12 protein-coding genes and 1 pseudogene are annotated in these 10,304 nt (G+C 52.2%); 6 read left to right on the top strand and 7 right to left on the bottom strand.

What is annotated here, in order from left to right; translation table 11 throughout:
- Positions 1 to 230: pseudogene (locus DQX05_RS31520) on the bottom strand (hypothetical protein); the annotation flags it as partial.
- Positions 200 to 457: a GntR family transcriptional regulator gene (locus DQX05_RS27775; protein ID WP_119796522.1), complete on the bottom strand. Its 258-nt coding sequence runs from the start codon at positions 455 to 457 to the stop codon at positions 200 to 202. The pseudogene DQX05_RS31520 and the gene DQX05_RS27775, both read right to left, overlap by 31 nt.
- A gap of 161 nt (positions 458 to 618) precedes the next feature.
- Here DQX05_RS27775 and DQX05_RS27770 point away from each other — a divergent pair, with 161 nt between their 5' ends.
- From DQX05_RS27770 to DQX05_RS27750, 5 genes are read left to right on the top strand one after another with little or no spacing between them, the layout of a single operon-like run.
- Positions 619 to 1,518 (top strand): phosphate/phosphite/phosphonate ABC transporter substrate-binding protein, encoded by a 900-nt coding sequence (locus tag DQX05_RS27770; RefSeq protein WP_119796521.1) that lies wholly within the window; start codon positions 619 to 621, stop codon positions 1,516 to 1,518.
- Positions 1,519 to 1,555: 37 nt separating this feature from the next.
- The gene (gene phnE / locus DQX05_RS27765) at positions 1,556 to 2,338 is read left to right on the top strand and encodes a phosphonate ABC transporter, permease protein PhnE (RefSeq protein WP_119796520.1); all 783 of its coding nucleotides are present in this window, start codon (positions 1,556 to 1,558) and stop codon (positions 2,336 to 2,338) included.
- A gap of 1 nt (position 2,339) precedes the next feature.
- On the top strand, positions 2,340 to 3,131 hold the full coding sequence (locus DQX05_RS27760; RefSeq protein WP_119796519.1) for a PhnE/PtxC family ABC transporter permease: 792 nt from the start codon (positions 2,340 to 2,342) through the stop codon (positions 3,129 to 3,131).
- A 22-nt stretch (positions 3,132 to 3,153) separates the two neighbouring features.
- Complete coding sequence (gene phnC, locus DQX05_RS27755; RefSeq protein WP_119796518.1) at positions 3,154 to 3,936, top strand: phosphonate ABC transporter ATP-binding protein; 783 nt, start codon at positions 3,154 to 3,156, stop codon at positions 3,934 to 3,936.
- 35 nt (positions 3,937 to 3,971) lie between these two features.
- On the top strand, positions 3,972 to 4,754 hold the full coding sequence (locus tag DQX05_RS27750; RefSeq protein ID WP_119796517.1) for a tyrosine-protein phosphatase: 783 nt from the start codon (positions 3,972 to 3,974) through the stop codon (positions 4,752 to 4,754).
- Between the two features lie 77 nt (positions 4,755 to 4,831).
- Here the strand turns inward: DQX05_RS27750 and DQX05_RS27745 are convergent, their stop codons facing one another.
- Both DQX05_RS27745 and DQX05_RS27740 read right to left on the bottom strand, forming a co-directional pair.
- Positions 4,832 to 5,512, bottom strand: a complete 681-nt coding sequence (locus DQX05_RS27745; protein WP_119796516.1) for a YdeI/OmpD-associated family protein — start codon at positions 5,510 to 5,512, stop codon at positions 4,832 to 4,834.
- A gap of 179 nt (positions 5,513 to 5,691) precedes the next feature.
- Positions 5,692 to 6,192 (bottom strand): hypothetical protein, encoded by a 501-nt coding sequence (locus DQX05_RS27740; RefSeq protein WP_119796515.1) that lies wholly within the window; start codon positions 6,190 to 6,192, stop codon positions 5,692 to 5,694.
- A gap of 150 nt (positions 6,193 to 6,342) precedes the next feature.
- On the opposite strand from DQX05_RS27740, the gene DQX05_RS32640 reads away from it, so the two are divergent.
- The gene (locus DQX05_RS32640; RefSeq protein ID WP_259392272.1) at positions 6,343 to 6,852 is read left to right on the top strand and encodes a DUF3885 domain-containing protein; all 510 of its coding nucleotides are present in this window, start codon (positions 6,343 to 6,345) and stop codon (positions 6,850 to 6,852) included.
- A 132-nt stretch (positions 6,853 to 6,984) separates the two neighbouring features.
- Here DQX05_RS32640 and DQX05_RS27730 read toward each other — a convergent pair whose 3' ends face one another.
- The 3 genes from DQX05_RS27730 to DQX05_RS27720 are packed head-to-tail and all read right to left on the bottom strand — an operon-like array spanning position 6,985 to position 10,215.
- Positions 6,985 to 8,133 (bottom strand): ABC transporter permease, encoded by a 1,149-nt coding sequence (locus DQX05_RS27730; protein WP_119796513.1) that lies wholly within the window; start codon positions 8,131 to 8,133, stop codon positions 6,985 to 6,987.
- 1 nt (position 8,134) lies between these two features.
- On the bottom strand, positions 8,135 to 9,259 hold the full coding sequence (locus DQX05_RS27725) for an ABC transporter permease (RefSeq protein WP_119796512.1): 1,125 nt from the start codon (positions 9,257 to 9,259) through the stop codon (positions 8,135 to 8,137).
- A 14-nt stretch (positions 9,260 to 9,273) separates the two neighbouring features.
- Positions 9,274 to 10,215 (bottom strand): ABC transporter ATP-binding protein, encoded by a 942-nt coding sequence (locus DQX05_RS27720; RefSeq protein ID WP_119796511.1) that lies wholly within the window; start codon positions 10,213 to 10,215, stop codon positions 9,274 to 9,276.
- Between the last annotated feature and the right edge of the window lie 89 nt (positions 10,216 to 10,304).

Genomic DNA, 10,304 nt, shown 5'->3' with positions numbered 1-10,304 from the left:
CTATTGAACCCCTGCTTTTCCTGCTGTGTAGCAGTTATAGCAGAACAAATCGCACTACGCTCCCTATTATAGCTATTCGCTTCTGTAAAAATCGTCCGGATTCGATCGTAGTCCTCCGCAAGCAGGGCATCATAGACGGATTGATTGACCTTGTTCCCGGAATAGTGCGGTTCATGCGGCGTAATTTTATAATTGATGGTTACTCCTTCAATTTCTTCAAGTCCGGCCAATCCCCTTGCGACTCGATATGGTTCAGCGCATAGAGCTGGAACGTATACATGATCTCGATCATGTCCAGCGCTTCCTTCATCGACAGTTCCTTGACAAGGATGCCCCGATTTTTCAGTGACACGGCCAAGCCCTCATATTCAAGCTGAGCGACCGCTGCCCGTACCGGCGTCCGGCTCATATTCAACGTCTCCGCAAGCTCATTCTCGGACAACAAGGTGCCGGGCATAAACTCCCGGTCATTCTACCATGTATTTTATGAAAAAAGGTTGCGTCCACGCAACAAGAGAGCGATTTGCAAAACATTCATATTGCGAAAACATTCCGGCGACATTTGTATCGTAGAATGCAACTTGCATACAACTTGCATGAACTCATAGGAGGGCTCGAATGAAAAAGATCTTTTCAGTCATTGCTGCTACCGTATTCTCCATTTCCTTACTGGCAGGCTGCAGCGCCGGCGGCAGTGCACCGACCAAATTTGTCATCGCCTATTTGCCGCAAGAGCACGATGAGAAAGGGCAGAAGATCAATAAAGATTTTGAGACAAAGCTGTCCGAGAAGCTGGGTATCCCGGTCGAATCCTATAAGGCGACAAGCTATAACGCAGCCATTGAAGCCATGAAGAACGGCAAGGCCGATTACGCGCTGTTCGGTCCGTTCTCTTATATTGTTGCCGCGGAACGGGCCAAAGTCGAGCCGATCGCCGAAATGACCCTGCCGAGCATGGCCGACAAGCCGGCGTCGATTATTATTGTGCCAAAAGACTCCCCGATCCAGAGCGTCGCCGATCTGAAAGGAAAAACATTCGGATTTGTCGATCCGGTGTCCACAACAGGGCATCTGCTGCCAAAAGCGACGATGATCAAGGAATTGGGCATTACGCCGGAGGAGCTGGAGAACGGATTTTTTAAAGATATCCAGTTCGCGGGCGGTCATGACAAGGCTGTCCTCGGGGTTCTTCGAGGGCAATATGATGCGGCCGGAACGGCTTCCATCATGCCTTCCATGCTGGAAGGCAAGGGACTTATCGAGAAAGACTCCTATCGTGTGATCGCGGCATCCGAGTCCTTACCGGGCACCGCAATTGGCATCCGCAGCGATCTTCCGCAAGAGCTCAAAGACAAGGTGAAGGAATTTTTGCTAAGCTACAACGATCCGGAGTTCTTTCAAAACATCGGTGGATCGCCGGATGCCAAGTTTATTGAGGCCAACGATAAAAACTATGACAAACTGCGCGAAACGGCCAAAATGCTCAATCTGAGCCCGGAGGAGTTACTTGCCAACTAAGATGCAAAAATATGAACGCAAAAGGAGAAGTGCCCACATGCGCGCTGAAATAGGGGTAAGGCAAAGGAAGATCAAGCGGCGTCTCTCGCTTCTCCTCCTTGCTGCCGCCCTGGTCTTTTCCATATGGTATATCAAGTTTGATGTATTGACGTTTGTCACCGGCATTCCGATTTTTCTTCGCTTTCTGTTCGTGGACTTCATGCCGCCGAATGTGTCGGATATCTCCCGATATTTGAAACCGGTGCTGGATACGCTGGCTTTCGGGATCGTGGCAACCTTCATTTCATCCTTTCTCGGGTTGGCCGCGGCTTTTCTTATGGCACACAATACGTCGCCTCATCCCGCTGTACGAATGGCGCTGCGCGGCGTGGTCTCCTTTCTGCGCAACGTTCCGTTTCTGGTGTGGGCGTCCATACTCGTCGTTCTGTTCGGAGTCGGCACGATGCCAGGCGTATTCTCACTCATTTTGTTCGGGTTCGGATTTCTTTCCCGCGTGTACGCGGAGGCGATTGAAGAGATCGACCGACATGCCGTGGAAGCCGTTGACGCATGCGGCGCCACCTATTTCCAAAGGCTTAAGCAAGCGGTCATTCCCCAGTTCATGCCTAGTTATATTTCCTGGACATTGTTCATGTTCGAGATTACGATACGTGCATCTGCCGTACTCGGACTTGTGGGCGCGGGCGGAATCGGGAGTCAGATCAAGCTGACCATGGATTTGTTTCAATACAGTAAAACGGCTACCGTCATCACGATATTAATTTTGATGATTTTGGCGGTTGAATTTCTGACGAAGCGGATAAGGGAGCGTTTAATTTAACATGAAAATTCCGATCGCCCATAAACCTACGCAACGCAAACAACAGTTGTTCTTCCTGGGCATGCTCGTGTTATTCGCCCCATGCCTGCTTTATCTGAAGCTTAGCTGGCCGCAATTTGTGGACGGAGTCAGCCGAGTACCGGATATTGCCCGTCAGTTCCTGCAGTTTTCCTTCGCCGAGCTGCCGGCACTGCTTGCCGAATTGCTGACCTCGGTGGTCGTCGCTTTTCTTTGCGTCAGCATTAGCGTCGTCTTTGCTTTATTTCTCGCCTTTTTTATGGCGGACAACACCGCTCCGAATCGGCTTTTTGCGCAACTATTGCGTGCTTGCGTCGTCGTCATCCGTACGATTCCTACGACGATTTGGGTGCTGCTAGCCGTCGCCAGCATGGGATTCGGACCGATGGCGGGCGTGCTCGGGTTGCTTTTCCCTACCGTGTCCTTCCTGATCAAAGTATTCGCCGACAAAATAGACGAAGCAGGCAAAGATACGGTGGAGGCGATCCGGGCAACGGGCGGCAATTGGTGGCATGTCGTGTTCAATGGCGTTCTCCCCAATCTGCTTACTGCTTTCTTGGCTTTGATCGCCTTTAAGTTTGAGATGACCGTCGCAGAGACCGTCATATTGGGGATGGTCGGGGCAGGAGGAATCGGCGTGCTGCTCCAGGAGTACATCAGCTACTATGAATTTGCACCACTTATGCTAGGCGTTCTGGTCGTATTCATGACACTGTTTTTGCTGGAGATGCTTACCAATCAAATACGTATCCGCCTTGTCGGACGGAGACGATGAACGTGAAGGAGGCCGTACGCATATGACGACACTCTTAACGATACAAAACTTAAAAAAACGGTATAACGGCGGAACCATTGCGCTCGATGGCATCAATCTGGAGGTCAAGACTGCCGAATTCATCGCTGTCATTGGCCCGAGCGGAGCCGGGAAATCGACCCTGCTGCGCTGTATTAACCGGCTCATCGAACCATCGGAAGGAAGCATTTCCTTTCAAGGGCAGCGCATTGATCAGATGAAGGCCAAGGAACTGCGGCAGGCGCGTTCCCACATCGGGATGATATTTCAGCATTATAATCTGGTGAACCGGCTCAGCGTGCTGGAGAATGTCCTGCATGGAAGACTCGGCTATATGAGCTCCTTGGCCGGGGTATTCAACCGGTATAGCGAAGCGGATAAGCAGGACGCGATCGCTCTGCTTCAGAAGGTCGGCCTGGACAAGGAAGTCTACAAGCGTGCGGATGAACTGTCTGGCGGTCAAAAGCAGCGTGTTGGCGTCTGCCGCGCGCTTGCTCAGAAGCCGAAGCTGATCCTGGCAGATGAACCGATCGCTTCCCTGGACCCGCGCTCGTCGGCTGTCGTCATGGACGCGATTCACCGCAACTGTACCGAGCAAGGAATCGCCTGCCTCGTTAATCTCCATCAGGTGGAGACGGCCAAGCAGTATGCTAGCCGAATTGTCGGCATTAAGGGCGGCAAGGTTGTATTTGACGGCCCTCCGCAAGCATTGACCGATTATCACACTTCGTTGATTTACGAAGGCAAAGAGCATGAAATGTTCCATCAAGCCCAAGAAGCCATGTAGCTTAAAAACACATAGAAAAAGAGGTGCCATTCCCTATGACAATGCAACTTACCGCTCATCTTCAGACTCGCGTTCTTCCTTTTGAAGGGGTGTTCAATTTCCGCGATATGGGCGGCTATGAAGCCGCAGACGGGCGCAAGGTGAAATACGGGATCTTGTTCCGCTCCGCTGAGCTGGCAGGAATGACGGAACAGGATCTGATCTTGCTGCAATCGTTAGGAGTTCGAACGATTTTTGACTATCGTGACGATAGAGAAGCCGAGCAGAAACCGGACCCTGTAATTCCGGGAGTCAACAACATTCGCGTCCCTGCCATGCGGCAAGAAGTTCCCGCCGACATGCGGGAGCTCGTTCGCGGCAATTTCTTCAAAAAGTTGACCGGCGAATCGTTCGCGGCGATGTACGTGCAGACGGCCATCAACAATCCGTCCTTCCAGCGGCTCATGAGCCTTATCATGAATCCGGACAATCTGGGGATACTCCATCATTGTGCGGCGGGCCGGGACCGGACCGGTATCGGAACGGCGTTCATCCTGCTGGCTCTCGGCGTTCCCAGAGAAACGATTATCGAGGACTATCTGCTCTCGAATCAGACGCTCATTCCAATGAATGAACAAATGAAAGAACAGCTCGCCGAGGTCATGCCTCCAGAGGAAGTCGCCGAGGTCATCGCCAAGCTTACGCTGCGCAGGGAGTTCATGGAAGCCGTGTTCTCGTCGATCGACGAGACTTACGGAAGCGCCGGATCCTTTCTGGAGCGCGAATTTGGCTTATCCGCAGAAAAGCGTGCGCAACTGCAAGGATATTGTTTGGAATAGCGTAGCGGGGAATGAACTCCCACGGATGGTCATCGCTTTGGTTCATCGGAGGCGGCGGGTTTGCCGCCTCCGTGCTCTTATTTCTTGTTTCTTCTATATAGATCCATGGATTTGTAGCCTTCGGCCAGCACGGCTTTCATTTCCGCCAGTCTCTTGTCCTGCGTTTCCTTTTTCTTCGCGCTGTATACATACCGCGCCCAGTCTTTCTGGTAGCCGGGAGTCAATTGATTGTACCGCTGCCCGATTTCCTCGTCATGCTGCAAATAGGCCCTGATATCTTCCACACGGTCGATATAATCATCCACGCATTGGCTTGATTTCGCTTTGGCTGAGCTCGCCGCCTTCTTCGCCTGGGATTTCAGCCCGATGACGGTAAATACGTCGTTCAGACTCACCATGCGGGCGAACTTAATCGGGCTGCCCTGCACATATCCCTCCTCATCCATAGAGACTTGGGCGAAGAAGCTGTCCCGCTCAATATATTCCGCGTACTTCGGATTATTTTTCTTCGGATAGGCGAAGAACAGATATCCGCCCTCTTCGAGCAGTTGCCGTTCAATCACCTCATTCAACTGGCTCACGAACTCCTCCAAATTGAAGATGAACGTAAAAATGAGACTGTATTTCTCTTTGACCGCCGACGTGTCGTGCTCCAGTTCATCGAAATCGGAGATATCGTCCGGCTTGCCCACAATCAGCTTCGTCGGATATTTGCGGAGATTCAATTTATCAATAATGGTCTTCTCGGTGCTGTTCATCCTGCTGTATCCCCCATTCGTATGCGGTAGTATGTCTGTCGAATATTGTAGCATTGTTGACTCTCCGAAATCATATTTTCATCAAAAAAACCTGCAGCGGGAACAGTTCCCATGTCTGCAGGTTCGTCACACACATTCAATTGGAGAATTACGCAGTCAAATCACCCGATTATCTATTTTCAATAGTAAACAGCCCTATTTCGCTGACATGAGCAGCTTTTTCCGTGTCGAAGGTCGGTATAATATCCAACCCGAGGAGCTGCACCAATATTTTGATTCGTCAATTCCTTTGCCTTTTGCAGATGCAATTCAGCATGTTCCTGCCAGCGGATGATGGTTTCGAGTACGGGCTTGAAGGCTGCAGGAGCAGAATCTCTCATGACCAATAAACCGGAATGTACGTCGCGATCCAGCCGCTCGGCATTTTGTATGCAGGCGACCAGTGTGGCAATAATGGTCGGGGCACTCTCTCCGTTCACCAATCGTTGGGCTGAACCGGTCGCCGTCACCCGATGATAAGACGCAGGGACAAGACTGGCATGCATTTCTGAATTCCCTTGTAAATTTTGCGTTTCAGGTATATGAAACAACTCCGTGCTCATGGAACAGACCATCTGTTCGCCATATAGACTGTTGTATAATTCAGTTAATACAGGCTGCCACATTTCATTTTGTCTCAATCACAACACCTTCCCGGCAATTGATAGGCGGATATCCTGTTATATCATATGCCGGTTCTCCTTACTTGCTACCGCTTCGCGGGTTTCTCCGTTATCTTTTATAATTAATGGAGGAAAGGCTTACCAAATACCCGTCTATGGAGGACAAACGTGAGCGCTTTGTTGAATGACTTTATGGAAGAGCATTTTGGGAACATGACGTTGGGACCGCCGCTGTTCTACCGTTGGAATTACGGCATTCGCTTCGAAATTGCGATCCCGTGGGCAGATCATGAAGAGCCCTGCAATCTTCGCCAGATCCAAGACAGAAGCATTGGAATTTTTGAGCGCGTGTTTCATGATTCCGACGATGTATTCCTCGTCACCGACATTCATTGTGATGCGAGCGACACTCGGCTGCAGCGCCGACCGGCCAGAATCTATCCCAAATATGTAAAGAACAAAAAGCGGATGCGAACGCTACGGCATCAAGTGCTGCCCAATCTTTTTGGAGAGGATGGCGAGGGGCAAGAGGGGAATAATGAGGTCACCCTCCGCTTTGTGCTGCTCTGCCGCAAGAGTGACCTGCGCTACATCCCGCTTCTCACGGCGATCAGTACGAGGATTTCCGGCACCCTTCGCAGATCTTCAAACGATTCCCCCGCATCGGCCGCTCTATGAAGAGTTCAACGATTGGATATTGGAATATGACCGGGAAAAAATAGAGGCGCTATTCCAGTAGAGGGGCTTCTCCGCCCCTCTTGCGATATATTTGAACGTCGCGGTGGTCTGTCCTGCCGATTCGGCTTCCGCTTACACGAATTGCCGGATGTCGTTGTTGCGGCCGAAGCGGAAGATCGCGATGAGCGCGAAGACCACGGCGAAGGAGATCAGAATCGCCATATGCAGAGATAAGCTGCCGAGCGTAACGCCTTGCTGGAGCCTATTGATCATGTCCAGCAGCCAATGCTGCGGCATGAAGTTCGAGATTTTGCGCATCGTGTCCGGCATGATGTCCATCGGGAAGAAGCAGCCCGCGAGCAGACAGGACGGGGTAATAATCAGATTTTGCAAGGCGCCTGCGCCCGTGCTGCTCTTCGAGAACGCGACGATCAAGAGCGAGAGACTAATAGCCGTCAAGGCGAACAGGAACAGTGCCGCGATCATCGTACCGTACGGGATGCCCGAGTCAATATGGAGGATGTTCTTCATCACGATCAGCGTGACCGTAATCTGCAGCAGCATAATCACGACATTGACGGCCACGTTCGAGAGCACATATGTCCTGGCCGATACGGGCGCGGACAGAAGCCTCAGGAACGTGCGGTTCTCTTTTTCCTTCAGAATCATCTCCGACATATTGACCGCAGAGTACATCATGAACGCGACGAGGAAGCCAATCGATTGATACGTCATGGACTTCAGGTTCGACGTATCCTCCAGCGTCTCGGCCATCACCTTGAACCGCTGCTGGCTGTATGCATCATAGATCTTGTCGAACCAGGCATCATCGCCTCCCGCACTGCGGCCAATCGCGGCCACGTTGCCGACATAGTTCTGCAGCATCGCCTTGACGTAGGCGGTGACCTGCGCCCCTTTCACGGAGATGATGTCCAGATGATCCGGCTGGCCGGCCCGCACGCTTGCGGCGAACCCTTCGCCGAACACGATGCCGCTGTCCAGCTTGCCTGCCGCGATATCGCGCTTCATCGCCGCTTCATCCATGATCGTGACCTTCATCTGATTCAAGCCTTCCAGGAAGCGGATCGCATCCTGCGTAATCGCGTCATTGCCGTCCAGGTTCAGCATGCCGACGCGGAGCGTCCCGCTGCTATTGTTCGCGTACAGCATCATGGACACCAGCACGCCCACGACGGGCAGGCCGAAGTAGACGAGCCAGTTCTTTTTGTTGCGGAACGTCTCGGTCATTGTTTTGCGGATAAGCCATATCACTTCACTCATATTATAACGCCTCCCGTCTGCGCATAGAGATGACCACGATGAAGAGAAAGAGAGCCGCGATGCCGGTATTCAAGCCGATAGCCGGCCACCCTGCGGCCGCATTGCCGGCGTAGATGATCTCCGTCAAGGCCGTATTGGCCCAACGCAGCGGCGACAGATTGGTAATCCAAGTCATGATGCCCTCCGTCTCGCCGATCGGGAAATACGCGCCGCCGATAAAAGAGGCTACCTGCGTAAACATCATGATGATGCCTTGTGAACTCTCGCCCTGCAGCAGGAAGCTTACGGCGACTCCCATTCTGACCGCGAGCAGCACCTCCGTTAGCAGCACAAGAAAGATCATGCCATAATGCGTGCCCCAATCGGCATGGAAGGCGAATTGGCTGAACAAGACAACCAGCAGGACGCACAGCAGATTAATGAACGTGCTCCCGATGACTTTTCCGATGAATATCTCGCCTTTGCCGATCGGAGCCGCCATTAAGCGGATCGCCGTATTGCGGATGCGCTCGCCGCGGAACAGATAACCGGCCGAGAAGACAGAATAGAGCGCGATCATCGTCGTCATCGCGATCGCGTAATAGCCGAAGGAGTCCGGACGCTTATCCGGATTCAGCGAAGTGTCGCGGATGAAATCACCGCTCTCCCGGGCCCCGTCGGCGATCATCCGAGCTGCCGCCGGATCGGTATGGACAGCCGCGGCCATAAGCGAGTAGCGATCGGCGAACGCGGTCAGCATGCCCTGAATGATGTTGCTCTCGATCGTGTTTTTGCTGCTTCCATAGAACTTGATGCCTTCGGCGTCAAGCTCAGCATAAGCGGTAAAGCGGTTCGTGCGAACCTCCTCCTGTCCGTTCATGCCGGCCGGGGCTTGCACGACTTCGACGCCTTCTTGCTTGATCACCTGCACGAACTGACTCCAGGCTGCCTTTCCTTGCGAATCCGTCCATTCATTGCGGACGAGCAACCGCAGACTGTCAATCTCTACGCCGTCCGTGAACGTATTCGTGAGCGCCGCCCCAAGAATCAGCATCAGTACGATCGGCAGGGCGAGCATAAACACAAAGGTTCGGGTATTGCGGAGATTGGATTTGATTTCTTTGAGCGCGATATTCCAAATGTTCATGGCGGCTTTCCCCCTTAGTCCCGCAAATTCCGGCCGGTTAAGGTCAGGAACACCGTCTCCAGATTCGGCGCTTGCTCTTTGACCGATCGGATTTCCACCTGATCCTTGATCAACTGTTGGATAATCAGATTCAGATTGTTGATTTCCGCTTTGGATATAATTTTGAGCATCTGTTCCTCAAGCCGCACCGAGGTAACGCCCTGGATTTTCCGGATCGCATCCACTTCAAGCGCCGGGTCCGATGATTTGATGCCGATCCAGATCTCTTTCGATTCGGTAATCGTCGCGGTCAATTGCTCCTTCGTGCCTTCCGCGATAATTTTGCCGTGATCGACGATCGCGATGCGGGTGCAGATTTCTTCGACTTCCTCCATGTAATGGCTAGTGTAGATGATGGTGCAGCCCATCTCGTTCAGCTTGCGGACCGAACCCAATATATAATTGCGGGAATGCGGGTCGATTCCGACCGTCGGTTCGTCCATAATGATCAGCTTCGGCCGGTGAGCGATGGCGCAAGCGATGTTCAGCCTGCGCTTCATGCCGCCGGAGAAGTTTTTGGGGAAGCTGGCATGCTTATCGCCCAAGCCTACGAATTCCAGCGCTTCTTCGGTGCGCTTCTTCAACAGTTCCCCTCTGAGGCCATACAAGCCGGCAAAAAAATGCACATTCTCATAGGCCGTCATATCCTCGTAAATCGCGAGGTCCTGCGGGACGATGCCGATGTTCATTTTGGCGAAGCGGTTCTCCTTCGCGATATTTTTGCCGATCAGGCGGATCTCCCCCTTAGTGCTCCGCAGCAGGGACGCGATCATATTGATCGTCGTGATCTTGCCCGCACCATTGGCTCCTAGAAAGCCAAAAATCTCTCCTTCATGCACGTTCAGTGATATATTGTCGACGGCGATGAAATCACCGAATTTTTTGATCAGATTGAGGATTTCCAATACGTTGCCCATCCGGTTCACTCCCTCCATGGTTCTGTCCGTACTGTAATAAAAAAGGATGCGCTTATGTCAGTGCATAAGTTCATCCTCTGTCCATGAGA

It is taken from the genome of Paenibacillus thiaminolyticus, from assembly GCF_003591545.1.
GTDB lineage: Bacteria > Bacillota > Bacilli > Paenibacillales > Paenibacillaceae > Paenibacillus_B > Paenibacillus_B thiaminolyticus_A.
The sequence above is the reverse complement of the archived record's forward strand: the minus strand, read 5'-3'. Positions and strand labels throughout refer to the sequence as shown.

Excerpts from the sequence above, each read along its gene's own strand:
- DQX05_RS27775 (WP_119796522.1), bottom strand. The coding sequence starts at position 457 with ATGCCCGGCACCTTGTTGTCCGAGAATGAGCTTGCGGAGACGTTGAAT.
- DQX05_RS27770 (WP_119796521.1), top strand. The coding sequence starts at position 619 with ATGAAAAAGATCTTTTCAGTCATTGCTGCTACCGTATTCTCCATTTCC.
- phnE (WP_119796520.1), top strand. The coding sequence starts at position 1,556 with ATGCGCGCTGAAATAGGGGTAAGGCAAAGGAAGATCAAGCGGCGTCTC.
- DQX05_RS27760 (WP_119796519.1), top strand. The coding sequence starts at position 2,340 with ATGAAAATTCCGATCGCCCATAAACCTACGCAACGCAAACAACAGTTG.
- phnC (WP_119796518.1), top strand. The coding sequence starts at position 3,154 with ATGACGACACTCTTAACGATACAAAACTTAAAAAAACGGTATAACGGC.
- DQX05_RS27750 (WP_119796517.1), top strand. The coding sequence starts at position 3,972 with ATGACAATGCAACTTACCGCTCATCTTCAGACTCGCGTTCTTCCTTTT.
- DQX05_RS27745 (WP_119796516.1), bottom strand. The coding sequence starts at position 5,512 with ATGAACAGCACCGAGAAGACCATTATTGATAAATTGAATCTCCGCAAA.
- DQX05_RS27730 (WP_119796513.1), bottom strand. The coding sequence starts at position 8,133 with ATGAGTGAAGTGATATGGCTTATCCGCAAAACAATGACCGAGACGTTC.
- DQX05_RS27725 (WP_119796512.1), bottom strand. The coding sequence starts at position 9,259 with ATGAACATTTGGAATATCGCGCTCAAAGAAATCAAATCCAATCTCCGC.
- DQX05_RS27720 (WP_119796511.1), bottom strand. The coding sequence starts at position 10,215 with ATGGGCAACGTATTGGAAATCCTCAATCTGATCAAAAAATTCGGTGAT.